The organism is Rhodanobacter sp. G2-10 (genome assembly GCF_055809185.1).
Genome location: NZ_CM147900.1, coordinates 1,194,666 through 1,220,912 on the forward strand (window position 1 = coordinate 1,194,666; position 26,247 = coordinate 1,220,912).

At 64.6% G+C, this 26,247-nt stretch carries 25 protein-coding genes; 13 read left to right on the forward strand and 12 right to left on the reverse strand.

The genetic code is table 11. The features are described 5' to 3' along the window. Positions 1–201 precede the first annotated feature (201 nt). Together egtB and egtD are read left to right on the forward strand one after the other, a co-directional pair. The gene (egtB, locus tag AC0L58_RS05360) at positions 202–1,452 is read left to right on the forward strand and encodes an ergothioneine biosynthesis protein EgtB (protein WP_473687404.1); all 1,251 of its coding nucleotides are present in this window, start codon (positions 202–204) and stop codon (positions 1,450–1,452) included. Next, positions 1,449–2,438, forward strand: a complete 990-nt coding sequence (egtD, locus tag AC0L58_RS05365) for an L-histidine N(alpha)-methyltransferase (protein ID WP_473687406.1) — start codon at positions 1,449–1,451, stop codon at positions 2,436–2,438. Before egtB ends, egtD begins: the two co-directional genes overlap by 4 nt. A gap of 43 nt (positions 2,439–2,481) precedes the next feature. Here egtD and AC0L58_RS05370 read toward each other — a convergent pair whose 3' ends face one another. From AC0L58_RS05370 to AC0L58_RS05390, 5 genes are all read right to left on the reverse strand, one after another. Next, positions 2,482–3,987: a S10 family peptidase gene (locus AC0L58_RS05370; protein WP_473687408.1), complete on the reverse strand. Its 1,506-nt coding sequence runs from the start codon at positions 3,985–3,987 to the stop codon at positions 2,482–2,484. A 135-nt stretch (positions 3,988–4,122) separates the two neighbouring features. Next, complete coding sequence (trxC, locus tag AC0L58_RS05375; RefSeq protein ID WP_473687410.1) at positions 4,123–4,566, reverse strand: thioredoxin TrxC; 444 nt, start codon at positions 4,564–4,566, stop codon at positions 4,123–4,125. A 153-nt stretch (positions 4,567–4,719) separates the two neighbouring features. Beyond that, on the reverse strand, positions 4,720–6,294 hold the full coding sequence (locus AC0L58_RS05380; RefSeq protein ID WP_473687412.1) for an FMN-binding glutamate synthase family protein: 1,575 nt from the start codon (positions 6,292–6,294) through the stop codon (positions 4,720–4,722). A 49-nt stretch (positions 6,295–6,343) separates the two neighbouring features. Further along, positions 6,344–6,946 carry a peptide-methionine (R)-S-oxide reductase MsrB gene (gene msrB / locus AC0L58_RS05385; protein ID WP_473687414.1) on the reverse strand — a complete coding sequence of 201 codons (603 nt, stop codon included), beginning with the start codon at positions 6,944–6,946 and terminating at the stop codon, positions 6,344–6,346. Between the two features lie 39 nt (positions 6,947–6,985). Then, entirely contained in the window at positions 6,986–8,707 is a 1,722-nt protein-coding gene (locus AC0L58_RS05390) for a cytochrome c biogenesis protein DipZ (protein ID WP_473687416.1), read from the reverse strand. 655 nt (positions 8,708–9,362) lie between these two features. Here AC0L58_RS05390 and ltrA point away from each other — a divergent pair. From ltrA to AC0L58_RS05405, 3 genes are all read left to right on the forward strand, one after another. Continuing rightward, complete coding sequence (gene ltrA / locus AC0L58_RS05395) at positions 9,363–10,610, forward strand: group II intron reverse transcriptase/maturase (protein WP_473683945.1); 1,248 nt, start codon at positions 9,363–9,365, stop codon at positions 10,608–10,610. Between the two features lie 211 nt (positions 10,611–10,821). After that, the gene (locus AC0L58_RS05400; protein ID WP_473688592.1) at positions 10,822–11,346 is read left to right on the forward strand and encodes an RNA polymerase sigma factor; all 525 of its coding nucleotides are present in this window, start codon (positions 10,822–10,824) and stop codon (positions 11,344–11,346) included. A 4-nt stretch (positions 11,347–11,350) separates the two neighbouring features. Beyond that, positions 11,351–12,019, forward strand: a complete 669-nt coding sequence (locus AC0L58_RS05405) for an NrsF family protein (protein ID WP_473687418.1) — start codon at positions 11,351–11,353, stop codon at positions 12,017–12,019. A gap of 77 nt (positions 12,020–12,096) precedes the next feature. On the opposite strand, the gene AC0L58_RS05410 is transcribed toward AC0L58_RS05405, so the two are convergent. After that, positions 12,097–12,579, reverse strand: a complete 483-nt coding sequence (locus tag AC0L58_RS05410; RefSeq protein ID WP_473687420.1) for a YajQ family cyclic di-GMP-binding protein — start codon at positions 12,577–12,579, stop codon at positions 12,097–12,099. Positions 12,580–12,684: 105 nt separating this feature from the next. Here AC0L58_RS05410 and AC0L58_RS05415 point away from each other — a divergent pair, with 105 nt between their 5' ends. Then, a complete protein-coding gene (locus AC0L58_RS05415) occupies positions 12,685–13,863 on the forward strand; it encodes a BaiN/RdsA family NAD(P)/FAD-dependent oxidoreductase (protein WP_473687422.1) in 1,179 nt (392 codons plus the stop codon). A gap of 43 nt (positions 13,864–13,906) precedes the next feature. Here the strand turns inward: AC0L58_RS05415 and AC0L58_RS05420 are convergent, their stop codons facing one another. Together AC0L58_RS05420 and AC0L58_RS05425 are read right to left on the reverse strand one after the other, a co-directional pair. After that, the gene (locus AC0L58_RS05420; RefSeq protein ID WP_473687424.1) at positions 13,907–14,722 is read right to left on the reverse strand and encodes a YiiX/YebB-like N1pC/P60 family cysteine hydrolase; all 816 of its coding nucleotides are present in this window, start codon (positions 14,720–14,722) and stop codon (positions 13,907–13,909) included. 384 nt (positions 14,723–15,106) lie between these two features. Then, positions 15,107–15,988 carry a PhzF family phenazine biosynthesis protein gene (locus AC0L58_RS05425; RefSeq protein ID WP_473687426.1) on the reverse strand — a complete coding sequence of 294 codons (882 nt, stop codon included), beginning with the start codon at positions 15,986–15,988 and terminating at the stop codon, positions 15,107–15,109. A gap of 187 nt (positions 15,989–16,175) precedes the next feature. Here AC0L58_RS05425 and AC0L58_RS05430 point away from each other — a divergent pair, with 187 nt between their 5' ends. From AC0L58_RS05430 to AC0L58_RS05445, 4 genes are all read left to right on the forward strand, one after another. Then, positions 16,176–16,781, forward strand: coding sequence for a rhomboid family intramembrane serine protease (locus tag AC0L58_RS05430; RefSeq protein ID WP_473687428.1), 606 nt, complete (start codon positions 16,176–16,178; stop codon positions 16,779–16,781). Between the two features lie 146 nt (positions 16,782–16,927). Beyond that, positions 16,928–17,689 carry a histone H1-like repetitive region-containing protein gene (locus AC0L58_RS05435; RefSeq protein ID WP_473688594.1) on the forward strand — a complete coding sequence of 254 codons (762 nt, stop codon included), beginning with the start codon at positions 16,928–16,930 and terminating at the stop codon, positions 17,687–17,689. 129 nt (positions 17,690–17,818) lie between these two features. Continuing rightward, complete coding sequence (locus AC0L58_RS05440; RefSeq protein ID WP_473687430.1) at positions 17,819–18,304, forward strand: hypothetical protein; 486 nt, start codon at positions 17,819–17,821, stop codon at positions 18,302–18,304. A gap of 78 nt (positions 18,305–18,382) precedes the next feature. Next, positions 18,383–19,447 (forward strand): aminopeptidase, encoded by a 1,065-nt coding sequence (locus AC0L58_RS05445; protein ID WP_473687432.1) that lies wholly within the window; start codon positions 18,383–18,385, stop codon positions 19,445–19,447. Between the two features lie 8 nt (positions 19,448–19,455). Here the strand turns inward: AC0L58_RS05445 and AC0L58_RS05450 are convergent, their stop codons facing one another. Both AC0L58_RS05450 and AC0L58_RS05455 read right to left on the reverse strand, forming a co-directional pair. Continuing rightward, complete coding sequence (locus AC0L58_RS05450; RefSeq protein WP_473687433.1) at positions 19,456–20,541, reverse strand: cupin domain-containing protein; 1,086 nt, start codon at positions 20,539–20,541, stop codon at positions 19,456–19,458. A 48-nt stretch (positions 20,542–20,589) separates the two neighbouring features. Further along, the gene (locus AC0L58_RS05455; RefSeq protein ID WP_473687435.1) at positions 20,590–21,426 is read right to left on the reverse strand and encodes a c-type cytochrome; all 837 of its coding nucleotides are present in this window, start codon (positions 21,424–21,426) and stop codon (positions 20,590–20,592) included. Positions 21,427–21,805: 379 nt separating this feature from the next. Between AC0L58_RS05455 and pncB the strand changes: the two genes are divergently transcribed. Beyond that, entirely contained in the window at positions 21,806–22,990 is a 1,185-nt protein-coding gene (pncB, locus tag AC0L58_RS05460; protein ID WP_473687437.1) for a nicotinate phosphoribosyltransferase, read from the forward strand. Here the strand turns inward: pncB and AC0L58_RS05465 are convergent. Continuing rightward, a complete protein-coding gene (locus AC0L58_RS05465; RefSeq protein WP_473687439.1) occupies positions 22,948–23,181 on the reverse strand; it encodes a hypothetical protein in 234 nt (77 codons plus the stop codon). The two genes, pncB and AC0L58_RS05465, sit on opposite strands and share 43 nt — an antisense overlap. A gap of 134 nt (positions 23,182–23,315) precedes the next feature. Between AC0L58_RS05465 and AC0L58_RS05470 the strand changes: the two genes are divergently transcribed. Next, a complete protein-coding gene (locus AC0L58_RS05470) occupies positions 23,316–23,804 on the forward strand; it encodes a glutathione peroxidase (RefSeq protein ID WP_473687441.1) in 489 nt (162 codons plus the stop codon). A 241-nt stretch (positions 23,805–24,045) separates the two neighbouring features. Here the strand turns inward: AC0L58_RS05470 and dacB are convergent, their stop codons facing one another. Beyond that, a complete protein-coding gene (dacB, locus tag AC0L58_RS05475; protein ID WP_473687443.1) occupies positions 24,046–25,587 on the reverse strand; it encodes a D-alanyl-D-alanine carboxypeptidase/D-alanyl-D-alanine endopeptidase in 1,542 nt (513 codons plus the stop codon). 115 nt (positions 25,588–25,702) lie between these two features. Between dacB and AC0L58_RS05480 the strand changes: the two genes are divergently transcribed. Then, the gene (locus AC0L58_RS05480) at positions 25,703–26,185 is read left to right on the forward strand and encodes an FKBP-type peptidyl-prolyl cis-trans isomerase (RefSeq protein ID WP_473687445.1); all 483 of its coding nucleotides are present in this window, start codon (positions 25,703–25,705) and stop codon (positions 26,183–26,185) included. Positions 26,186–26,247 lie beyond the last annotated feature (62 nt).

Consider the following 26,247-nt stretch of genomic DNA (forward strand, 5'->3'; position numbering starts at 1 on the left):
CGTCACATGAGCAGCAGGCAGCGAGCCCGGCCCCGGCCGGGCTCGCTGCTTTGCGGGAGGCTGCGAATGGCGCGGATCCGGCCGCCGATCACAAGAAGTGAACAATCGGCACGGCATCCTTGTCGGCATGCATTTCTGCCCAGCCCCCCGTCCGACGCTCCCCATTTCTGCCAGGTCTGACGCCAAGGTGGCGCAGCGGGCATGACGGATCGGCATCCCACGGCGCGCGCCACTATCGGCATGCGGTTTCGTCAGGTGCGCGCGCAGACATTGAAGCTGTGTGCCGGCCTCGGCGCCGAGGACATGTTGCTGCAGTCCATGCCTGACGCCAGCCCGACGAAGTGGCACCTGGCGCACACCACGTGGTTCTTCGAACAGTTCGTGCTGGCCCGCGATCCGGCATGGACCACGCCCAATCCGGCCTGGAACTACCTGTTCAACTCCTACTACCAGTCGGTCGGCCCGATGCACGCGCGGCCGCAGCGTGGCCTGTTGTCGCGACCGTCGCTGGATGAGGTACGTGACTACCGCAAGCGTATCGACGATGCCGTCGAGGCCTTGCTCGATCGGGATGACGCTCCGGAACTGGCCGGCCTGGTCGAGCTGGGTCTGCAGCACGAGCAGCAGCATCAGGAGCTGTTGCTGACCGATATCAAGCATGCATTCTGGTGCAATCCGCTGAAGCCGGCTTATCGGGCGCCGATTGCGTTGCCGGAAGCATCGAAGGCCGTGCCGCTGCGTTTCGTCGAAGGCCGCGAAGGGATCGTGGAAGTCGGTCATCGCGGCGAAAACTTCGCGTACGACAATGAGACACCGTGGCATCGCGCATTGCTGCATCCGCACGCCCTGGCCAACCGGCTGGTGAGCAACGCCGAATACCTGGCTTTCGTGCGTGAGGGTGGCTATCGCGAGCCGGGGCTCTGGCTGTCGGATGGCTGGGCCACCGTGCAGCGTGAAGGCTGGCAGCACCCGATCTATTGGCAGGACGACCTGGCCAGCGAGTTCACGCTTGCGGGCTTGCGCGCGCTCGACCCGCACGAGCCGGTGTGCCATTTGAGCTACTTCGAGGCTGACGCCTTTGCGCGCTGGGCCGGCGGTCGGTTGCCGACCGAATTCGAGTGGGAGTCGGCGGCCGAGCATGTGGTCGTCACCGGCAACTTGCAGGATGAAGGGCGCTACCAGCCGCTGGCAGCAAGCGACCGCGACGGCCTGCTGCAGTTGTACGGCGACGTGTGGGAGTGGACCTCGTCACCCTACGTGAGTTATCCGGGCTTCCGCCCGCTGCCCGGCGCGCTGGGCGAGTACAACGGCAAATTCATGTGTGGCCAATGGGTGTTGCGAGGAGGTTCCTGCGCGACACCACGCACGCATCTGCGAGCCACCTACCGCAACTTTTTTCCACCTCACGCCCGCTGGCAGTTCGCCGGGCTTCGACTGGGACAGGATCGATGAGCAGCGTACAACCCTGCAGTGTCGGCGACGACGAGCGTCGCCCTCCACTGAACGACATACTGGCGGTAGCCGAGCATGGACTGGCATTGAAGCCGAAGCGCCTGCCATCGTGGCTGTTCTACGACGAGCGTGGTTCCGCGCTGTTCGAGCAGATCTGCGAGCAGCCGGAGTATTACCTCACGCGCAGCGAAGTCGCCTTGATGGGCGAGCATGCCGGCAGTATTGCCGACACTCTCGGCACGGAGGTGCGACTGGTCGAATATGGCAGTGGCAGCGGCCTGAAAACACGGATGTTGCTGCAGCACCTTGATCGCACGGTTTGCTACGTCCCGGTGGAGATCTCGCCCGAACCCTTGCGCGAGAGCGTGCGACGCCTGACCAGCGAGTTTCCGCAGGTGCCGGTGCAGCCCTTGTGCGCGGATTTCACCAAGCCGCTGCGCCTGCCGATTCCACCACGTGCGCCGCGACGCACGGTGCTGTATTTCCCGGGGTCAACCATCGGCAATTTCGAGGCGCGTGAGGCTGCGCTGCTGTTGCGCAAGATGCGCAACGAAATGGGTGATGCGGGCGGCATCCTGGTTGGTGTGGACCTGAAGAAGGACCCGGCCGTGATCGAGGCAGCCTACAACGACCGTGCCGGTGTCACCGCAGAGTTCACGCTCAACATGCTGGCGCGGCTGAACCGGGAAATCGGCAGCGACTTCGACCTTGCCGCGTTTGCGCACCGCGCACGCTACAACCCGATGGCCGGACGCGTCGAGACGCAGATCGTCAGTCGTCGCGAGCAGCAGGTGGAAATCGGTCGCAGCAAGGTGAGGTTTCGCAACAACGAGGCAATCCAGGTCGAGTACAGCTGCAAGTATTCGCTGGAGGATTTTGCTGGATTGGCCGAAAGGGCCGGATTGGCGGTGATGCGGGTCTGGATCGATCCGGCGCAGAACTTCAGCGTGCAATACCTGGTGCGCAGCCGCGCCGTGGTGGATTGAGCAACAGTGGTCGGCATCGCTGCCGACCCCTGGGTCGCCGGGATCAGTTGACGCCGTAGAGCTTCTTGACGTCGGCCGTGAGCAGGGCCTGGCTGTCGGGGCGCGAGTAGAACATGTGCCCGCCGGGGTATTCCTTGACCTGCACCCGGGTCGGGTCGCCCATCGCCGGCATCTGGTCCACTGCAAGCACCGAGACCATGAACGGGCAGGACAGATCGTCCCAGCCGTGGGCGATAAGCACGCGCAGCTGCGAGTCGTTGGCGACCGCCTGGCGCAGCTGGTTGACCGAGCCGTCGCGCGCATCATCATCCTGGTGCCACAGGCGATTGACCTCGTAGCTGAGCGCGTTGTAACGGCCCTGCGCCTTCCAGCCCACGGTCTGGGTCACGAAGTGGACCATGGCGGTGGTCGTCGGCGCGATGATGCTGTTCAGGATCGGATCGCCGGTTTCCTGATGCGGCGCGTACGGGAACGGGTCCCATGCGGTGACGTTGGAATCGTAGCGGCTGCCCAGTTTCCCTTCGGCGCGGTAGACCTCGCGCAGGTAGGCCTGGGTCTCGATGCGGCCGCCCGAGCGCTTCACGAACACCGGGTCCAGCCCGGTCAGCTCGGTGACCTTCTTGATCATGGCCTCGGTCGCGGCCGGGTCGGAGCGGCCCTTCATCAGCGTGGTCGCGTACTCTCCGCGGGTGTAGGCGATGATCGGCGCCATCGCGGCGGCACTCAGCTTGCCCTCGCGTTCGAGGTGCGCAGCGGCAATCGAGGGCAGGGTGGTCATCCATGGCAGCGGCGAGACGGTGTCGTCACTCCATGCGCCGGGATCGAGATACGGCGAAATCAGGGTCACCCCGCTCATCGCCACGCCGAGCTGGGTTTGCATGTAGGCCGTGATGCGCGGGCCGCGAAAGCCGCCATAGCTCTCGCCGACATAGTACTTGCGCGAGTCCATGCGACCGTTCTTCACCAGCCAGTCGTACATGATCCGCGACAAGTACTTGATGTCGACATCGGTGCTGTAGAAGTCCTTGGTGGCCTGCTTGTCGTCGACCAGCGCGCGGCTGTAGCCGGTACCGATCGGATCGATGAAGACCAGGTCGGTAAAGCCCAGCCAGGTGCCGGGGTTGTCGTGCAGGACCGGCGGCGCTGACGGGCTGTCACCCTCGTCGCCGAAAGCCACTTTCTTCGGGCCGATCGCGCCGAGGTTGAGGTAGACCGAGGACGCGCCCGGGCCGCCATTGAGCGCGAATGTCACCGGTCGGTCCTTGCCGGGAATGGTATAAGCGGTGAACACCACCTCGCCGGTCTTCTTGCCCTTCTCGTCGCGCACCGGCAGCGAGCCTACGGTGACCGTGTACTTGAGCGTCTTGCCGTCGACCCGGGTGGTCTGCGTCACATGCGCATCGGCAGGCAATGGCGGCAGCTGGAAACCATCGCTGCCGGCGGTTTCCGACGTAGCCGGTTTGTGTGTGTCTGCCGCGAGCGCGGGGGCGGCGGTGAAGCCGGCCAGCACCAGGGCGGTCAGCAGGACAGATGGCAGGGACTTGCGCACGGGCTTTCCTCGCGGACGAAAGCCCCGAGCTTAACCGGAGATTACCGTGCGCGGAGTGTGCAGAAAGGCATGGGTGGTCACGCCCTGGTGGCCGGGTCGGCAGGTGCGAAGGATCGGGTATCGGCTTGCCGCGGCTCAGCCCTTGGCAAGCGCGCCTTCGATGAACTGCTGCAACTGGCTGGCATTGAGCCCACCGGACTGGCGCGCCAGTTCACGGCCGTGCCGGAACATGATCAAGGTAGGAATGCTGCGGATATGGAATCGCGCGGCGACCTGCGGCTGCGCCTCGGTGTCGAGCTTGGCCAGGCGCAGGCGTGGTTCGAGTCTCGACGCAGCCTGCACGAATACCGGTGCGAAGCCGACGCACGGGCCACACCACGGCGCCCAGAAATCCACCAGCACGGGCAGGTCGCCGCGGGCGGTGATCGAGTCGAAGTTTGCGCTGGTGAGTTCCACCGGATGTCCGTCGAACAGGGCAGTCCTGCATCGACCGCAGCTGGGTTTCTCTTCGACGCGATCGGCGGGTACCCGGTTGAGCGCATTGCAGTGCGGGCAGGGGATGACCAGTGGTGTGCTCATGGCAGGCTCCGGCGTTGGATCGGCAAGAGCCGGCGGGCAGAGCCCGCCCTACGGAGCCGGGAACGTAGGGCGGGCTCTGCCCGCCGGCCCTTCTGTATCAAGCAAGATGGCGACAAACGATGCCCAATCCAAGGCATGCGCACCGCCACTGGCTCAGAACTGCTCTGCGCTGGCATCTGCCCAATCGCGGGCGAACGCTTGCGGTACCGCGTCGGTCAGCAGCGCGCCGGGTTCCAGGTAGGCGTAGAACTCCGCGTAGCTGCGAGCATGCTCGTTCGGCATGCGGTGCATGATGTGCGCGGGGGTCAACTGGTCGGGGTGTGAGGCCCCAAGCGCCCCGGTGAGTTCGATGAAGCTGTCGATGGTGGCGCGGTGATAGTTCTTCACGTGTTCGGCGCGTTCGTCGACCTTGAGTGCGCGGGCGCGGCGCGGGTCCTGGGTTGCCACACCGCTGGGACAGGTGTTGGTGTGGCAACGCAGAGCCTGGATGCACCCGACGGCGAACATCATCGGTCGGGCCACGTTGCAGATGTCGGCGCCGATGGCGATCTTGTGCACCATGTCGAAACCGGTGGCGACCTTGCCACTGGCGATCACCCGGATGTGTTTGCGCAGATCGCAACCGACCAGTGCGCTGTGCACGAACGGCAGCGCCTCGTTGATGCTCAACCCGATGCGGTCGGACAATTCGATGGGTGCCGCGCCGGTGCCGCCCTCGGCGCCATCGACGGTGATGAAATCGGGCAGGATGCCGCTGACCAGCATGGCCTTGCAGATGCCAAGGAATTCGCTGCGACGGCCGATGCACAGCTTGAAGCCGACCGGCTTGCCGTCGCACAGTCGGCGCAATCGCGCCACGAAGTCGAGCAGGCCTCGTGGCGTATCGAATTCGGGATGCGATGCAGGCGACAGGCAATCCTCGCCTTCGGGCACTTCGCGGATGCGCGCGATTTCGGCATTGACCTTGGCGCCAGGCAACAGGCCGCCGTGACTGGGTTTGGCGCCCTGCGAGATCTTGATCTCGATCATCTTCACCAACGGGTTGGATGCCTTGTCGCGGAAATCCTCGTCGTCAAAGCGGCCGTCTTTCGTGCGGCAGCCGAAGTAGCCCGAGCCGATTTCCCAGATCACGTCGGCGCCGTGCTCGAGGTGGTACGGGGTGAGGCCGCCTTCGCCGGTGTCCTGCGCGAAACCACCCAGTGCCGCACCCTTGTTCATGGCCAGCACGGCATGGCTGCTCAGTGCGCCGAAGCTCATCGCCGAAATGTTCAGGCGTGAACTGTCGTAGGGCCGGCTGCACAGCGGGCCGCCCACCTGCACGCGCTCGGCCAGCTTTGGTACCTGCTTGACTGCGATGGAATGCAAGGCGAAGTCGTAGCCGGATTTCTCGATGTCGAATTCGGTACCGAACGGATGCGTGCCGCTGTCGCCGCGCCCGCGCGCCTTGATCAAATCGCGTTGCTGGCGGCTGAAGGGACGCCCGCTTTCGTCGTCCTCCAGAAAGTACTGGCGGATTTCCGGGCTGATGAATTCCATGATGTAGCGCAGATGGCCGATCACCGGATAGTTCGCCAGCACGTTCTGCGACGAGCCGATGTCGTAGATACCCAGCGCGATCAACGGCAGCACCACGATCAGCGCGTACAGCGCCTGCGGATGGACCGGAGTGATCGCCGCGATGATCGCCAAGGCGATGATTGCCAACAGGTAGAAGGTGATGCGCCACATCCGCACATGCTGCAACAGACCATGTCGAGCGCAAATGAAAGGCGCCGATTCAGCCGGTCGTGCAAGGCACGAAGCGCAGCGCCACCGAGTTCATGCAGTAGCGCAGGCCGGTGGGTCGCGGGCCATCATCGAACACGTGGCCGAGATGGCTGTCGCAGCCGGCACAGCTGATCGCCGTGCGACGCATGCCGAACATGCGGTCGGTCTGCTCGATCACGTTGCGCCGGGCGATCGGCTGCCAGAAGCTGGGCCAGCCGGTGCCGGAATGGAATTCGGTCGCCGCGTCGTACAGCGCGGTGGCACAGGCGACGCAGCGGAACAGGCCGGCCACGGCAGGTTTGGTGTGATTGCCGCTGAATGCCCGTTCGGTGCCATTGCGACGCATGACCTCGTAGGCAGCGGCGGATAGGCGCTGTTTCCATTGTGCATCGGTAAGCACCAGCCGGGGGACCTCGCGTACGCCCTGGTCGCGGCCATCGTCGCCGAAGATCTGCAGCAGCACGTTGCCGGGTTTGCCGACCGGCACCTGGGAGGCCGCGTACAGGCGCGGTCCCATCAGGCCTGCACCGGTCAGCAGCACCGCGCCGCCGGCCAGCGTGGCGCGCAGAAAATTGCGGCGGTCCATCGCGAGGGTTTCTTGAAGACGTGACATGGCGACCTCCTTGGGCGAGTGGAAATCAGGAAGTGGAAATCAGCCGAAGGTGAAGGCATAGGCCCGCACACCCGGGTCGAGGAAGGTGATCTCGAACAGTCGTTCGCCGGTGCCGTTGGCCTGGCGCACCAGTTGATACAGGCGTTGGCCGTCGACGCTGCCGTTGCCCGCCGCATCGGTATCCATGCCGTGGTCGGCGCCGGGCGGCTTGCCGTCGATGGTGACGCGGAAGCGCACCGGCTTGCCGTCGCTGCCCGGACCGAGCACCAGGTGCAGGTCGCGGCCGCGGAAGCGGTACGCGATGCTGCCGCCGGCACGATCCAGTTGCGCGTACTCGTCGTGCACCGTCCAGCGACCGTCCAGCGCCCACTGATTGGTAGCGTAGGCCTTCGGTGCGTGGTAGTCCCACGGGTCGTCGTGGGCCATATTGCCACCGGCGAAGTTCATCGCCCGTGCATAGCCCACGTAGGTTTCCGGGGAACGCGTGGGGTCACCGGATGCAGCCGCTTCCACGCCGTGATGGTCGTCGTTGACGTAGCCGCCTGGCAGGTTTTTCTGGCCGGCATCGGTAAGCAATCGCCGGATCACGTCCTCGCTTTCGTGATAGTTGCCTTCGCCGAAATGATGGCTTCGGATCTGTCCGCGTGCGTCGATGAAGTAGTGCGCCGGCCAGTACTGATTGTGGAAGCCGCGCCAGATCGCGTAGTCGTTGTCCAGCGCCACCGGGTAGTCGACGCCCAGTTCCTTCACGGCCTTGGCGACGTTGTCCGGGTTTTTCTCGAATGCGAACTCCGGCGAATGCACGCCGATGATCACCAGGCCGTGATCCTTGTACTTGTCGTACCAGCCGCGCACGTAGGGCAGGGTGCGAATGCAGTTGATGCAGGAGTAGGTCCAGAAGTCGACCAGCACGACCTTGCCGCGCAACGACTGCACCGTCAGCGGCTTGCTGTTGAGCCAGCCGGTGGCGCCCGCCAGCGAGGGAAATCCGCCCTCGACCGGCAGCGGGTCGCCCGCCTTCAGCACCGCCTGAGGAGCCGGCGCCGGGCGCACGACGTTGATCAGCTTCTGTTCGATGCCGCTGGTGCTGGCCAGCGACACGCGGGTCAGCAGGCCGGTATCCAGACCCAGCGCGATGGCGGCCACGCCGCACAGCACCAGCACGCCGAGCGTACGGCGCACCCACTCGCCAGCCCCGAGCGAACGTTTCATCAAGGCGAAGACCTTGCCGCCGATCAGTAGCGCGACGGCCAACGAGGTGGCGGCACCCGCCGCGTAGGTGAGCAGCAACAAGGTGGTCTGCACGCTGGCGCCATTCAGTGCTGCCGCGGTCAGCAGAAGACCCAGGATTGGGCCGGCGCAAGGGGCCCACAGCAGGCCGGTGGCCACGCCGAGACCCGCCGCGCCCCAGATCGAGTCGCCATCGCGCTCAGAACGGCTCGACAGGCGATTGCCCAGTGCCACGAACGGTCGGCTGATCCACTCGGCCAGGCGCGTCGACAGCAGGGTCAGGCCGAGCACGGCCAACACCACCATCGCCACGTAGCGGCCGTACTGGTTGGCGTGCACGGCCCAGCCGCCACCCACGGCTGCCAACGTGGCCACGGCGGCAAAGGTGATGGCCATGCCCAGCAGCATCGGCAGGCCGTTGCGCATGAACGGCTTGTCCGAGCGTGCAAACAGGAACGGCAGCACCGGCAGGATGCAGGGGCTGAGAATGGTCAGCACGCCGCCGAGGTAGGCGAGGATCAGCACGAGCATGGATTTGTCGTCCGAGGGAAGTTGGTGGCTATTCGCCGTTGGTGTTTCACCGGTTACATCATGTTGTACGACGTAACCGGCGCCACAGATGCAACGAACACCCCAGGACAGTCCCCGCGCAATGCAGTTGCTGGATCAGAGATGTCGGTGTGCCGCAGCAAGCGGCGTGAGAGATGAGGGTAGGTCCCTCGCCATCGGCTTGCAGGAGCAGGTGGCAAACCACCGCAAGCGGCTTGGATCAAAAGTCCCGGTCGTGAGCGTTGCGGAAAAGGCGTCCGTGAGGCGTCAGGTATGAACCCGAAAGACGAACAACCGTGAACAGCCGTTCAAGCGTCGAAAGTGATCAGATGACATCGAAACCGGGGAGTGATGTTGCTCCGGGATCAGTCTGGCAGGTGCCTGCTTATGGGCCAGGCGGTGTCCGGCGTAGAGGCTGCGTGAGTCGGGTTCAGGCTCTTGCGTTGAACTGCGGGAACCTTCGGTGGCGATGGCAAGGGAAAGGCACAAGCCCGCAAGGCGAGGCCGATAGTACCGATGCGTCACCAAGGGGCGGAGCGGTCCGTAGTAGTGATGAAGTCGCGGTAATCGCGATGGAGCGAAGGGGCCGCGTCATCCGCGCACGTTCATGGGTCAACTGCGTGAGCAGGAGGAGCCCATGGGCGTGAGCAAGCCGTTTGCGATTCCCAAGCAGTTGGTCTGGGAAGCGTACAAGCGTGTGAAAGCCAATGGCGGTTCATCCGGGGTCGATCAGGAATCGATCGAACGGTTCGAACAGCGTCTCGGCAACAACCTGTACGTGCTTTGGAACCGGCTCTGCTCCGGCAGCTATTTCCCGCCGCCGGTAAAGGGCGTGGCGATTCCGAAGAAGTCAGGCGGTATGCGGATGCTCGGCGTGCCCACCGTGGCCGACCGGGTGGCGCAGACCGTGGTCAAGATGGTCTTGGAACCGGTGCTTGAGCCCGTGTTCCATCCCGACTCGTACGGCTACCGACCCGGGCGCTCGGCGCTCGATGCGGTGGCCCGTGTACGGCGTCGGTGCTGGGATTACGACTGGGTGATCGAGTTCGACATCAAGGGATTGTTCGACAATATTGACCATGCATTGCTGATGCGGGCGGTGCGTAAGCATTGCCGGATTCCATGGGTACTGCTGTACATCGAGCGTTGGCTCACGGTACCGATGGTGATGGCGGACGGACGGCAGGTGGAACGGACGCAGGGTACCCCGCAAGGGGGTGTCGTGAGCCCACTGCTGGCCAACCTGTTCTTGCATTACGCGTTTGACCGCTGGGTGGCCGAGCATCTGCGCAGTGTGCGGTTTTGCCGCTACGCCGATGACGGGGTCATCCACTGCCAGAGCCAGGCGCAGGCAGAGTATGTCCTGCGTCGGATCGCCGCGCGGTTCAAGGCCTGTGGGTTGGAGCTGCATCCGGACAAGACACGGATCGTCTACTGCCGCGACGTCAACCGTCCAGCGGACTACCCGGTCGTGAAGTTCACGTTCCTCGGCTACACCTTCCAGCCGCGCAAGGCGGTGGACAAGTACGGCCGAATTTATGTGAACTTCTCGCCTGCGGTCAGCCGTGACGCGTTGCGCGCCATGCGGCAGACCATCCGAAGCTGGCACCTTCAGCTCATGTGCGACCGTGAGGTGGGCGATCTGTCCCGCATGTTCAATCCAATCCTTCGGGGCTGGATGAACTACTACGGGCGGTTCCGCGGTTCTGCGATGGACGTCGTGTGGAAGCACGTGAACGCCTACTTGACCCGGTGGCTGAGGCGCAAGTACAAGAAGCTGGCCCGTCATAAAACGCGGGCCATTCGTGCACTTGGCAAGTTGGCAGTCGCCTCGCCCCGTGCCTTCGTGCATTGGGAGAAGGGAATCTATCCTGCGGCTGGATGATGGGAGCCGGATGACGCGAGAGTGTCACGTCCGGTTCTGCGAGAGGCTGGGGCTGCAATGCCCCGGCCTACTCACCCAAACCTTGACCGCCACGGGCTTCATGAGTGTAGATAGTGGACGTTCCCAACGGGTCAGTCTGCCTCGCACCGTGCCAACCGAATCCGCCGCCGCCAACCCGAGTGACTCGCCCGACCAGCGTCGCGCGGCATGGATGGCTGCGGCGCAGGCAGGCGACCGCCGCGCCTACGAGAAGCTGCTGGCCGACTCGATCCCCCTGATTCGGGCTACCGCGAGTCGCCGGGGCGTGGCCTTCGATCATCTCGACGATGTGGTGCAGGAAACCCTGTTGACGGTGCATCGCGTACGGCACACCTACGATCCGACCCGATCCTACGATGCCTGGCTGACGGCGATTGCGAGCCGGCGTGCGATCGATGCGCTGCGCAGCCACGGTCGTCGCGATCGCCGCGAATTGCGCGACGAAGTCGCCGTCGACAATCATGCGGATGCCGACGATGCCAGTGCAGCCAGCGAAAGCCAGGAGCGTGCGCGGCAGCTGCGTGATGCGATCGAGACGCTGCCGCCCGGCCAGCGCCAGGCGATCGAGCAGCTCGGTTTGCGCGAGCGCTCGCTGAGCGAAGCGGCCGAGCTGACCGGGCGCAATACCGGTGCGCTGAAAGTGAACCTGCATCGCGCGCTGAAGGCGCTGCGCGAGCGTTTCCATGGAGAGCCCTGAGGTCATGTCCGAGCTGCCGTCGCATGAGGCACTGATCGACCGTCTCGGCACCGAGCTGGCGCCGGTGCGGCGGTTGTTGCCGCCCTGGCTGCGTGCTGCCGGTTGGCTGCTGGTGGTGGCGGCGACCGCCGTGGCGCTGTTGATGTATTACGGCGACGCCAGGATGCTGCAGCGTCTGGGTGGCGCCCCGGATCTGGCCTGGGCTGCGCTGGGCGCGGTGGCCACGGCGATCAGCGCGGCCTGGGCGGCGTTTTCGCTGGGCGTGCCGGGGCGGCGTGCGGCGTGGGCGTGGTTGCCCCTGCCGGGTGCGCTGCTGTGGATCGGTGCGAGCGGGCTGGGTTGCCTGCGGACTTGGCTGGCACCGGATACCAGCATTGCGACCCTGCATCAGTCCACCGATTGCCTGGTGTTCATCATCAGCTTCTCGGTACCGCTCTCGGCCCTGCTGATCGTGATGCTGCGCCGTGCCTGCCCGCTGCGTCCGGTATTGACCGCGGTGATGATTGGCCTGGCCAGCGCGGCGGCCTCGGCCAGCCTGCTGGAAATTTTTCATCCCTATGATTCGGCGGCGACCGACCTGCTGACCCATGCCGCCGCCGTGGCGATCGTGGTGGCCGTGAACGCAGCCATGGGAGGGCGATTGCTTTCGAAAGCGCCGGATCGTTCGCCGTAGGGCGGGCTCTGCCCGCTGCGCGTTTGCCGTCGCGACATCGAGAGCCGGCGGGCAGAGCCCGCCCTACGGGTGCGGGTTCAGTCGCGGAAGTTGTCGAATTGCAGTGGCAGCTCGACTTCGGCCTTGCGCAGCAGGGCCATCGCCTCCTGCAAGTCGTCGCGTTTCTTGCCGGTGACGCGCAACTTGTCGCCGTTGATCTGGGCCTCGACCTTGAGCTTGGCTGCCTTGAGCGTGGCCACCAGCTTCTTCGCCACGGGCTGCTCGATGCCCTGCTTCACGGTGATCTTCTGACGTGAGCCGCCGAGGTTGGTTTCCGGATCGCCCACGTCCAGCGCGCGGATGTCGATCTTGCGCGCCACCAGGCGCCCGCGCAGGATGTCGAGCATTTGCTGCAGCTGGAACTCGCTGGGTGCGATCTGCGTGATCACGAAATCGTCCAGCGTCCAGGAGGCATCCTGGCCCTTGAAATCGAAGCGGTTGGACAGCTCGCGATTGGCCTGGTCGACCGCGTTGGTCAGTTCGTGCTTGTCGACTTCGGAGATCACGTCAAAGGAAGGCATGGCAGTGCTCGAGCAGGGCGGCGCACCAGTGTAAGCGATGCGGCGCGTGGCTGATGGATAATGCCGTGTGCTCCCATGCAGCGAGACGAACCCGGCGATGCCTGAATGAAAGTGGATGTGTTGATCATTGGCGCCGGTGCCGCGGGCCTGATGTGCGCGATCACCGCCGGCCAGCGTGGCCGCCGCGTGCTGGTGGTCGATCATGCCAACAAGGTAGGCAAGAAGATCCTGATGTCGGGCGGTGGGCGCTGCAATTTCACCAACCTCGGCGTCATGCCTGCGCAGTATCTGTCGGCCAATCCCCACTTCGCGAAATCCGCACTGGCGCGCTACACGCCCTGGGACTTCATCGCGCTGGTCGACAAGCACCGCATTGCCTGGCACGAGAAGGAGCTGGGCCAGCTGTTTTGCGATGACTCTTCCAAGCAGATCGTGCGCATGCTGCTGGACGAATGCGCGGCCGCCGCTGTCACGGTGGAAGCGAGTTGCGGAGTGCAGCGCGTGCGCAAGACAGCGGAAGGCTTCAGCGTGCACAGCGCGCGCGGCGAGGTGCACGCGCAGTCGCTGGTGGTGGCCAGTGGCGGTCTTTCGATTCCCAGCATGGGCGCCAGCGGCTTCGGCTACGAGCTGGCGCGCCAGTTCGGCCATGCCGTATTGCCGACCCGTGCCGGACTGGTGCCGCTGACACTCAGCGGCAAGCACCAGGAGCACTATCAGGATCTGGCCGGTGTGGCGCTGCCACTGTCGGAGACCCGGGTAGGCAAGCAGAGCTTCCGTGCCGGCTTGCTGTTCACCCATCGCGGACTGAGCGGCCCGGCCATTCTGCAGATTTCCTCCTATTGGCAGCCCGGCGATGATCTGCGCGTCGACCTGCTGCCCGAAGCGGAGGTGGGCGACTGGTTGATCGAGCAGCGTGCCGCGCGCCCGCTCGCCGAGCTGAAGACCGTCCTCGGCGAGGCGTTGCCCAAGCGGCTGGCGCAGCGCCTGTGCGAGCACTGGTTCGACAATCGACCCATGCGCCAGTACCGCGAAGCCGAACTCGGCCAGATCGGCAGCCAGCTCAAGTCCTGGCCGATCACGGCCAGTGGCACTGAGGGATACCGCACGGCCGAGGTCACCCTGGGCGGCGTCGATACCGATGGACTCTCATCCAGCACCATGCAATCGAAACTCGTGCCGGGTCTGTACTTCATTGGTGAGGTGGTCGATGTCACCGGCTGGCTCGGTGGTTACAACTTCCAGTGGGCGTGGGCTTCGGGACGAGCAGCGGGCGAGGTGGCTTGACGTGTTGTCGACTCTGCCTTGACCCAGCATGGTCGCGAGTGCTCTAAAGTGGCGGCTGCAATGTCCTGGGTGCGGGTGATTGGCGAGCTTCGGCGGATACCGACGCAGCCCAGTGCAAATGGTGCGGATCGAAACCATGCTCGATCATGGGCTTGATGATGTGGAAATACGGCGAGATGTCGAAATCGCGCGGGGTGAACAGCTTGGAACTGCGAATATGCAGGATCTCCCGGCGTGCCGCGTTGGTGCCCTGCAGTTTGCGGTAGTCGCGATCGAGTATCGGCAGGATCGGATAACGCACGCTCTGGAATGCGGCGGCGATCAATGACGAACAAATCGCCTGGGTCGGCTCGCCGCTGCCCAGCGCAAGCAGGCGTCGGCGCCAGCGGCCGGGGACCGGCGGCGAAGGCACCAGGTAGCGCATGAGGTCGATCACGTTGCGCATGTCGTAACGCTGGCCAACTCGCCGTGCGGCGTGTGCGATCACGCGTTCGATATCGTCGGCACCGAGCCCGACGGGGCGGCAGATCCGCGTGTGTGACCCGCGGTACGCTTCCAGTGGCAGGGCGCGCACGCCCTCGACCACGTCGGCCTCGATCAGGGCATGGGCGCCGAGTTCCGGATGCTGGTCGCGCAGTCGGTCGCCCACGTACAGTGCCGCGTGCGACCAGCTCGACTGGGTGATGTACTTGATCGCACTGCTGATGCGGCTGCTGCCCTCGACCAGCAACACATCAGCCGGCCGCAGCGAGGCCTCCAGCAGATCGAAGCGCGAGGTGCCGAAATGCATGCCTGAGGCACGCGGCTTCGACAGGTATCGGGCCAGGGCTTGCCCAAGCCAGTGCATCGGGTGGAACACGGTGGTGCGCTCCCGCCGCTCAAGGAAGTGACGAGCTTAAGGCAACGCTGAACAAGTCGGTATCACGTGTCGTGAAACCCCATGGCTGCGTGATGGTGCCTGCGTTCGGCGCGTGATCGATGCACGGCATGCGGATCGACAGCAAAAGCGTGCCCCCATCCGCCCTGTCGGGCACCTTCCCCCGCGTTGCGGGGGAAGGGCGGGGGCGCGCGACCGTGCCGCGATGCATTCGCGGCTCTTCCTTCCTCCGTTTACGGGGGAAGGTGCCCGACAGGGCGGATGGGGGCGCTCTCCAGAACAACGCTGAACCAGATCGAATCCGCGCAAGGTCAAACTTTCCGGAATTTCGCCGTTCCGTGCAGTGGATGTTTGATCAGCGTTGGCTCAACCGGCCGACCACGCCAGGCAGCCATCGACCACGGTGTGGCTGCGGCCGCCGACCCAGATCGAGTCACGTTCGATGTGCACGATCAGTTGCGCATCGTGGCCGATTTCGCGGCCCTGGCTGACCTGGTAGCCGTGTGCCAGCGGGCCGTGCGGCTCGGCGTGGGCGATATATGCGGCGATCAGCCCGTTGGCCGCGCCCGAGGCGGGGTCCTCGACGATGCCGACACCGGCCGGAAAGGCGCGCACTACCAGTTGCCGCTCACCCTGTGCCGCGCGCGCAAATGCACACAGGCCCATGCTGTCGCTCGCCTTCGCCAATGCGAGAATCGCGGCGTGGTCGGGTTGCCACGCGCGCAGGCTGGCCTCGTTCGCCAGCTCGGCCAGCCACCAGCGCCTTCCCCCGTCCACCAGGGCCGGCGGCAACGAACCGCACTCGATACCGGCGAGTGCTGCCGCCAGCAACGGGTGCGCATCGCGGCCGGTACGCAATACGCGCTCGCCGGGAGATTTCAGCAGCAGTTCGCGATCGACGCCGTTGCCCTCGACCCGGATCGGCAGTACACCGGCATCGCATTCCTGCCACAGCAGTCCGTCGAGAGGCCGGGCCAATCCGCATTCAAGGGCGGCGTGGGCGCTGCCGATGCTGGGATGCCCGGCAAAGGGAATCTCCTTGTGCGGCGTGAATATCCGCACGCGATAGCTGGCTTGCGGATCAGTGGGCGGCAGCAAGTAGGTGGTTTCGACCAGCGCAGTCCAGCGTGCGAAGCGTTGCATCGCTGCGCTGTCCCAGCGATCCGCGCCGATCACCACGCCCAGATGGTTGCCGCCTCCGGCGGTGGCCGCGAACACGTCCAGGTGCAGGTAACGAAGCTGGCTCATGCAAATCACCGGTCCGCAGATGGCGGCGCAAAGCAGCGGATGATATAGGTGCCGCCGCGGTTGCGACACTGATCATTCGCGATATCAACCATGCCTTCCGGCATAAACCACGCACCGGAGCGCAGGTCGACAAGCCTGGTTCGACGCGCCAAGATGCCGACTTTTGCCCGCGCGCTACGGAACCCTCATGCTGATCACCCTGGTCATCATTGCCCTTACCGCCATCGTGTCGTTCATGGCGTTCAGCAACAGCCGCTTGATGAACGACCTGATCCTGTGGCCTCCGGCGATCACCCGCCAGCGCGAGTACTACCGGCTGGTGACTTACGGCGTGGTGCACGCGGATTTCGGCCACCTGCTTTTCAACATGTTCACCCTGTTCTTCTTCGGGCGGGCGATGGAGCCGTTCTACACCGGCATGCTCGGTTCGCTCGGCTTTGCGTTGTTCTACATCGGGGGCCTGGTGGTCTCGATCCTGCCGACCTACCTAAAAAACCGCCACAACCCCGACTACCGCAGCCTGGGTGCCTCCGGTGCGGTTTCGGCCGTGCTGTTTTCCTACATCCTGATCGCGCCATGGCAGCTGATCATCGTGCTGGTGATCCCGATGCCTGCGATCGTGTATGCGGTGCTGTACACGGCTTACTCGATCTACATGGATCGGCGTGGACAGGGCAATGTCAATCACAGCGCGCACCTGTGGGGCGCGGCTTACGGTGTGCTGTTCACCATTTTGATCAATCATCGGGTGCTGCCGCATTTTGTCGATGCGCTGTTGCATCCGGCCTTCTGATCTTGCCGCAACAAATCATCACGAAATCCGCCGGCCGCCCTGTCGACGGATGAACGGTTCGTGCACTGCATAATGCCCTGTGCGTCCAAGACGCGCATACTGGGGCCGGTTTTCACCGGTCACCGCAGGAGAACGAACGCATGGCTATGACACGCAAGTCGGCAGCGAAGAAGTCCGCGGCAAAGAAGACGCCCGCCGAGAAGACGGCGACGAAGAAGAAGAAGGCATCGGCCAGCAGTTCTTCAAAGCCTTCGCCAGGCAAGTCGGCAGCGAAGAAACCGGCGACCAGCAAGACAGCGGCGAAGAAAGGCGCTGCGAAGAAGAGCTCGGCAAAAAAGACCACAGCAAAAAAGGCCACGACCAGGAAAACTGCGACCAGGAAGGCCGCGCCCGGCAAGAAGGTGGCAAGAAAGAGCGCCGTAAAGAAGGCGGCGGCGAAAAAGGCCGCAACGAAAAAGCCAGCAGTGAAGAAGACGGCAGCAAAGAAGAGCGCAACCAAGCGCGTTGCGACAAAGAAGCCTGCCGGCAAAAAGCCGGTCGCCCGCAAGGCCGCACTCAGCAAAGCGGCACCAAAGAAGGCCACGTCTGGAAAATCGGCAGCCCGGCCCGCGGCAAGCAAGGCCAGCGCGAAACCCGCACCGAAGAAGGCCGCCGCGCGCAAGCGCAGCGCTGCGACACAGAAGCCGGTCCGGCACATCAGTCCGGAAGAGGCGGTCGCCCATATCCAGGCGTTGCTTGATGCCAAGCACGAACGCGTGCAGCAAGGGCCGACCTGGCCCGGTGCCAACCCATCCAGGCCCACGCCGAGTGGAGCCGAACTGCATCCGCCGGTGGCCGGTTCCGGGGGCGGTGGGGATGCCTTTGTGCCAGCGCCCCAGCGCAATGAGCAGAGCAAGCGCAAGGGCTGACTCCTGCGACGGTGGAGCTCCGCCTTGGGCATGGCTGGTGGTCTTCCTGGCCAGCCATGCCTGTTGACTCAGTACGGGTTCAAGCACGTTGGTGCATGATCAAGTCACCAGTCGCAGCGGAGACGGCGCATGAAACGCCTGTTGGCCAGCATGGTTCTGATTCTCGCCACATCGGCGTTGGCGGGTTGCTATTACGATCCGGGCTACAGCTATGTGCGCAGTTCCACAGTGGGCGGAGATGCGTACTACGGGCAAGGTAGTACCACCTACCAGGCCGCGCCGAGCTATTACGGCAGCTACTACGGTGGCTATTATCCCGGGTATTACGGGGGTTCCTACGGTTACGGCTGCTGCTATGCGCCCGGCGTGTCGATCGGCGTCAGTCGGTTCTGGTACGGCGGCAGGAATTACCGCGGCTACCGGGATCACGACCGCCGCGGCCATCATCGTGGCCGTGACCATGGTTATCGCGGCGACGCAAACACGAGCCGTCCGCGCGACTCCCACCCGCGTCCTCGTGCATCCACGCCTCGGCAGCAGACGTCCCCGCGCCCGGATACACGCAGGAACAATGTGTTGCGTAGCAGGGGCGAACGCGCGCCCAGCCGGCAGTAAGCCGGCTCGCTGCAGCCGGTTTCGGGGGGCAGCTTGATTCGTGGGACTCCGTCGCGCCGATCACTTCCGGGCCTGCTCATGATCACGGCGGCCAGCTTGCTGCTGTCGGCCTGCGGCAGCATCCGCTATTACGCACAGGCTGTGCGCGGGCAGGGCGAGTTGATCGTGCATCGCCGCCCGATCGACCAGTTGCTGCGCGATCCGCATCTCGACCCGCAACTGGCGGCGCGCCTGCAGCTGACCCTGCAGGCACGTCGATTCGCCTCGCAGCAGTTGGGCCTGCCAGACAACCGCAGCTACACCAGCTACGTCCAGCTGGATCGCCCCTACGTGGTGTGGAACGTGTTTGCTGCACCTCGCTACTCCGTACAAGCCGTGCCGCAGTGTTTCCCGATTGCCGGTTGCGTGGCCTACCGTGGCTGGTTCAGCGAGGCGGCGGCGAAGGCTGATGCGGCGCGCAAGCGTGCAGATGGCGATGACGTGTGGATCGGCGGCGTGCCCGCGTATTCGACCCTGGGATGGTTCGCGGACCCGGTTCTTTCCAGCATGCTGCGCTGGGATGACGATGAGCTGGCCCGCACCATTTTTCACGAGCTGGCCCACCAGCTGATCTACGTGAAGAGCGACGCCGCCTTCAATGAATCCTTTGCCACCTTCGTGCAGGAGCAGGGCCTGCGTGCCTGGCGTGCCTCGCGTGGCCTGCCGGCGCGAAGTGGGCACCAAAAGGCGATGGCTGACGGCTTTTCCCGGCTGGTGCTGGATCTGCGCGATCGCCTCAAGACCTTGTACGCCAGCGGCATCGATGACGCCGCGATGGCCGCCGGCAAGCAGCGCGAAATTGCCGCGTTCCGAACCCGCTACAAACTCTGGCAGCGGCAGGCCTGGCCCGAAGACCACCGCTACGATGCCTGGGTGGCGCGGCCAATCAACAACGCGCGGCTGTTGCCGTTCGGCCTGTACGATCAGTGGACGCCGGCCTTCGCGGTGCTCTTCCAGCATGCGGAAGGCAGCTGGCCCGCGTTTTATGCCGAGGTGCGTAGCCTGGCGAAGGAGCCGAAAGCACAACGTGACGTGAAATTGCAGGCCTTGCTGCCATCCGAACCGGATGCGGGCGCCGCTGCAAGCGCCGTCGGCAACAAGTAGCCTTCGCCTCAACCTGAGGCGGAGACCTGCAGCAATGCCCAGTCCGCAGAGCAGTCGACGAAGGTCTGTTGCATGCCGCGCGGGATCACGAAGGCATCGCCTGCGGTGAGCGCCTCCGGCGGCAGCGCATCCACTTGCAGGCTCATGCTGCCCTCCAGGACAAAGGCGAAAGCGAAATCCTTGTCCTGGCGTGTGATCAGGGGAGACGGTTCAGCGCTTGGCGCTCGCTGCACCACTCGCGCGTCGGCCATCCCGTCCGTCGCGGCATGCACGCCAAGGTCACGGTAGGCCCAGCCGGTGCTGGCCTGGTGGCTCCAGCACGCCTTGTCGGCTTGATCGAACACGAAGCGCTGGCCGGCGTAATCGCGTCGCGGCAGGTGGCGACCGGTGGGCAGCGGCATCTCGTGATCAAGGTAGGTCATGTGTTCCGCCGGGCTGCTGATCTCCACAACCTCCAGGCCATCGGACGATTCCAGTACCCGATGCCGGATATGCGGTGGCTGCAACACGCAATCGCCTGCGCGCATGACGAAGGGCTGGCCCTGATCCTCGTAGACCAGCCGGACCCAGCCGCGCCGACAGTAGATCAATTGCAGCTGGATGGCGTGGTGGTGCACATTGTCGCCGACCGGTCCGCCGCGCGGAATGCGGATGTGCGAGGCGATGAACCGGCCGCCCTGGCGATCGGGGATGAGGTCGCGATACTGCATGCCGGCGCGCCCGGTTTTCCACGCGCCGCTGGTGCCGTCGTCGCGAACGATGCACAGCCGTGACTGAAGCGGCGGCAGCTGCAGTGGAGGCGCCGTCGGCTCGAACTCGATGCGCGTGCCGTTTGGCGCGATGATCGGCTTGCCGTCGGTATCGCCGGTGGTGCCGAGCCGAAGCACCCCGGCATCACCCCGATGGGTCGCTTCCAGCAACAAGTGCATGCCGTGACCGCTGAGTCGGGCACTGCGCGGGTCGTCGGCCGGCATGATGCTGTCCAGCCGAAAACCCAGGGTCTCGGTAAAGAACCGCATGGTTTCGGCGAGGTCTCCCGCCGGCAACACGCACTGGGCCCGTTCGATGCCGCGGTACGGCGCCTGGTCAGGCATGCCGGGAGTCTCCGTCGGATCTTGCTGTTTCAACGGTCTTGGTCCGTCTCAGTGCGGGGCGGGCGGGTCGATCTTGCGTTGGGCCATGTGTCGCAGATAGGCCAGCAGGGCGTCGAGGTCGGCGTCGGACAGCGTCTGGAGGCCGAAGCCAGGCATCCTTGCCTGCGGCCATCGGCGCAGCGATTGCGGATTGCGGATGTACGCGCGCAGCAGGTCGGCACGCAGATATTCGGTGGGGTTGTGCGGGATGTTCAGGTCCGGGCCGAGCTTGGCATCGCCGACACCGTTCAGCGTGTGACAGGCGAAACAGCTGTGCTGGAACACGGCAAGACCGCGTCGTACGGGGCTGTCAGCGGGCAGCGCCGGATCGGGCAGGATAGCCGGGAAGCGCGCCGCGATACTGTCCAGTTTGCGGATCGTGGCCAGCTGGTACGGCCATTGCTCCGGACCGACCCGGGCCGCCTGCGGCTTCGTCCATACGACGTAGAATGGTCCGGCGCCGCCATGCTGGCCGGGCAGTTCGGGCCAGGGATGGCGGGTCTCCTCGATCGCCAGCCAGGCCTTGCTGCCACGCTGGTTCAGGATCAGGGCGGCAGGAATTTCGGCGGCGAAGCCGTCGGCGCCGACAAACTGCAGGTGGTCCGCCGCGGTGATGCCCCGAAGCAGGTCGGCCAGCGGCACTGCCTGATACTGCATCGGGCGGTTGAATGCCACGTCCGCCGGAATGCTGATGGATTGAAGGTCCTGCCGCGCCAGCAGCGCGGCGGTCGACCAGTGAACGGCGCCGTGTCCCAGGTCGATGCCGAGCTCGCCAGCCCGCACGGGCACGCGCATCCCCGTCACCAACAGGGTCAACGCGATCAGGCCGCCGGTGATCAGCTTCATCGGATACTCCGGGCAGGGAGATTCTTGCAGCGAGGGACCCAAGTGTAGGCCAGCCCATGCCGATGATCATGCTGATTGACAAGGCTGCCGGGTTCGCTCCCTGTCGCCAGGCTGAACGCGATCCGGCCTGCACATTGAACTCACATGGACGGGGACACACTAAGCTCACGTATCGCCGTGATGGCGACAAGAAGTGGCGCAGTTCACCGCGTTGCTGAGGGGCCGGCCTTACCTCCCCTGGAGGCCGCCTGACAAACCCCATCGGTCCTCCCCTGGCCGTTGGGGTTTTTTTTGCGCCGTGTCCGGTTGACGTCAACGCGCACACGGTGCGGCATGGATAATGGGCAAGCAGCGACTTCCGCCACCGCCTGGGCCATTGATGATCATCGACTCGCTTCTCGACACCGACCTGTACAAGTTTTCGATGATGCAGGTGGTGTTGCACCAGTATCCGGCTGCCCAGGTGGAATATCGCTTCAAATGCCGGACTCCGGGCATCGACCTGGTCTCGTGCATCGACGAAATCCGTGCCGAGCTGGCCGCCTTGTGCCAGCTGCGCTTTCGCGCCGATGAACTGGACTACCTGCGAGACTGGCGTTTCATCAAGAGCGACTTCGTTGATTTCCTGGCCCTGTTCCAGCTCAACGAAAAATATGTCTCGATCGAGCCCTCATCCGATGCGCCCGGCGAGATCGACATCCACATCCGTGGCCCCTGGCTGCACACGATCATGTTCGAGGTGCCGCTGCTGGCGATCATCAACGAGGTGTACTTCCGCCGCACCAGCGCGGGGCTGGATCTGGCCGAGGGGCGTCGTCGCCTGCGCGAGAAAATCGCGATGCTGCGCGATACGCCCGACTACGCCGAGTGTCGGATCGCCGATTACGGCACCCGCAGGCGCTATTCGCGGCTGTGGCAGGAGGAAGTGGTCGCCACGTTGCGTGACGGGCTTGATGCGCAGCTTGCCGGCACCAGCAACGTGTGGCTGGCCCGCAAGCTGGGTCTGACCCCGCTGGGTACGCTGGCGCATGAATACCTGCAGGCCCATCAGGCGCTGGGGCCGCGGCTGCGCGATTCGCAGGTGGCCGCGCTGGAGGCGTGGGCGCGCGAATACCGTGGCGATCTGGGCATCGCCTTGTCCGACGTGTACGGGCTGGATGCCTTCCTGCGCGATTTCGACATGTACTTCTGCAAGTTGTTCGACGGAACGCGCCACGACTCCGGCGATCCGTTCGCCTGGGGCGAGAAGGTGCTTGCGCATTACCGCGCCAACCGCGTCGATCCGCGCAACAAGGTGCTGGTTTTCAGCGACGGCCTGGACATTCCACGCGTGATGCAGCTGTATGCGCATTTCCGCGGGCGCTGCGCGCTGGCCTTTGGCGTGGGCACCAATCTCACCAACGATGTCGGTCCCGCACCGCTCAATATCGTGATCAAGATGATCCGCTGCAACGGCCAGCCCGTGGCCAAGCTGAGTGACTCGCCGGGCAAGAACATGTGCGAGGACCCGGCCTACGTGGCCTACTTGCGGCAGGTGTTCGAGATTCCCGCCTCGCAGGGCTGATCGCCGGCGCCGCCGGGGAAATTCGTCGAGGCGACGCTGTCCGCGGCGCCCCCGTTCTTTTCTGCGTGGGTGCCTGGCGTGTTGTCACTGGAATCCAGGTCGCTGCCGAAGGCCCCGGCGAGCAGCAGCAACGAGAGAATGACCGCGATCACGTGTAGCAAGGCGTTGTCCCGGACCGTATGGATGGCCACCAAAATTAGCCATCCAAACGGTGATCCACAAAGGAGCGCGCTGCATATGGATATGCCGGAAAGTGCCGGCTCCGGGCAAAGTCGGCATGGATGGCGTACGCTGCCTGATTGAGCCTTGTCACCGGAGCACCGTCATGACCACCAGCGTCTACGATTTCACCGTCAACGACATCGATGGCAAACCTCGCTCGCTGAGCGAATGGCGCGGCAAGACCCTGTTGATCGTCAACGTCGCCTCCAAGTGCGGATTCACCCCGCAATACCACGGGCTGGAGACGCTGTGGCAGGACCAGCGCGACCAGGGGCTGGTGGTGCTGGGTTTTCCGTGCGACCAGTTCGGCCATCAGGAACCGGGCGACGAGGCCGAGATCAAGAATTTCTGTCAGACCCAATACGACGTGACCTTTCCGATGTTTGCCAAGATCAAGGTGAACGGCGACGACGCCGACCCGTTGTACAAGTGGCTGAAGAGCGAGGGCAAGGGTGTTCTCGGCAGCGAGTCGATCAAGTGGAACTTCACCAAGTTCCTGGTCAACACCGACGGTCAGGTGGTGAAGCGTTATGCCTCCACCGACACTCCGCAGAAAATTGCCGAGGAGACGCTGGAGATGCTGAGCGCCTGATCGTGGCCGGCGCGGTGCAGCAAGCTGTCTCGGGGCAATGGTCGGATCACTTGACGTAGTCAGCGTGGTCTTGGAGGGCGCCCCCATCCGCCCTGCCGGGCACCTTCCCCCGCGTTGCGGAGGAAGGACTGTTTCGTGCAAGCGTGCTGCAGAGCTCCACAGATTTGCCTTCCCCCGTTTACGGGAGAAGGTGCCCGGCAGGGCGGATGGGGGCGCTTTGACAGGCGGCGCGCGCGTTGCCTCAATGACTGCCCGCGTGGGCTGCCAGTAGCACCGCAATCGCATCCACGTCACGCTTGGCTGGTGGCGCGCCGACCGGTGGTTGGTAGTTGTCCAGCATGATGGCAAATGCGAGGTGGTCTCCGGCCGCCGTGGTGACGTAGCCGGCCAGGCTGTGCACGTGGGACATGCTGCCTGTTTTTGCGTGCATGTTGCCCGCAGCGACCGTCTTGCGCATGCGGTAGATCAGACTGCCGTCCACGCCCGCCAAAGGAAGCGCGTCGCGCAATTGGCTGGCGTATGGCTGTTTGGCCAGGTAGACGAGCAGGTGCACAAGCGCGTTCGGCGTCACCAGGTTGTGTCGCGAGAGACCGCTGCCTTCGGTGATCAGACATGTTTCCGGAGCTATGCCCATTTGCGGCAGCAAATCCCGCAATGCGCGAAGGCCCCATGTCTGGCTGTCGCGGAACGTGGTTGGCTGTTGTGTGGCGTTCGCCTGTGCTTGAGCGCCCAAGGCAAGCAGCAGGTTTTGCAGATAGAGGTTCTGCGAGCGCTTCAGTCCGCGGTGCAGGATCTCCAGAACGGTCGGCGAATGTACCTGGGCCAGGATCTGTGTGCCGGTCAGCAGCGCGCTGTCATCCAGCGGCCAATGCAGCACTTCGGTCTTGCCACTGATGTTGATGCCGCGGCTGGCGAGTGCCACGCGCAGTTGGCGGGCCGCCTGATGCGCAGGGTCGACCATGGCGAGGCGGAAGTGTGCAGGCGCTGCGCGCGTTGGAATGCTGCCGAACGCGTACAGGGTGTCGCTGCCTGGTGCGCGATAGAGATTCACGTTGCTGGTCGAGGGCGATGGCGTGGTCTCGATCGAACCCGCCAGCCTGGGGATTCCGCCGGCCGGTGCCAGCCGGACACTCGCCTGCGCGCCTGGCGAGGCACCCGGTGTCACCGTGACCTTGACGATGTTCTCGTCGACGCTCAATGCGGACGATGGCACCGCGAACCAGCTTTGCAGGTCACCCGCTTCCCAACCGGTGCCGAACGGAGGGCCGGTGAAGTGGCTGTCGTCCGCGATCAGATCGCCGTGCACTTGGCGAACTCCGCGTGCGTAGAGTTGGGACGCCAGTTGCTCCGCCCAGTCGCTGCTGTCGCCAGTACCCAGGGTCGGGTCGCCCGTGCCGTAAAGAATCAGCTGGCCGTCCAGCCGGCCGTTGCGAATGGCGCCGCGGGAAAGGACTCGCGTGGAAAAGCGGTAGGCCGGGCCCAGCGTGGCAAGACTGGCTGCGGCAGTGAACAATTTGGCGGTGGAGGCGGGGTGAGCCAGCCGATCGGAGCGGTGCTCGTACAGCGTGCGGCCGCTGTCCAGCGATACCACCGCAATGCCCCAGCTGGCGTGTGCGAAACGCGGTTGCGTTATCAAGGCATCGATACGTGCGGCGAGTCCTGAAACGGCGCTGGTTTTCGGTGTTGATGGGGTGGCGGCACCGGCTGGCCACGCCAGCAGGCTGGCGACCATCAGGCCCAGCAGGAAAGAGGGACGGGCGAGGTAATGCGGTAATCCTGACATCGGGACAGTATCGCCAATCGTGCCAGTTCGTGCAGGACCGCCAGCATCGTTCTGATAGTCTTGCACCCTTGTGCCGACATGGTCGGTCGATACGAACGCCTTTGCGAGGACAGATATGCAGATTGCACCAAACTCCGTTGCCGCCTTCCATTACACGCTGACCGACGACCAGAACCAGGTCATCGACAGTTCCGAAGGTCGCGATCCGTTGACCTACCTGCATGGCAGTGGCCAGATCGTGCCTGGCCTCGAGAAGCAGATGGAAGGCCGCTCGGTGGGAGACAAGTTCACCGCCGAGGTGAGGCCGGAGGAAGGCTATGGTGTGCACCATGCCGAGTTGATGCAGGAAGTTCCGCGTGAAGCGTTCCAAGGCGTGGATGACATCCAGCCCGGCATGCAGTTTCAGGGTCGCGGCCCGCAGGGCGAAATCAACGTGACCGTGACCAAGGTCGAGGACGGCAAGGTATTCATCGACGGCAACCATCCGCTGGCCGGCAAGACCCTGCACTTCGCCATCGAGGTCACCGATGTGCGCGAAGCCAGCGCGGAAGAGCTGGAACACGGTCATGTGCACGGCGCCGGTGGCTACCAGCACTGATCGTCAGTCAAAGCCGCCATCAAGCAGGCCCGGCGAGGAGACTCGCCGGGCCTGCTTTGTCG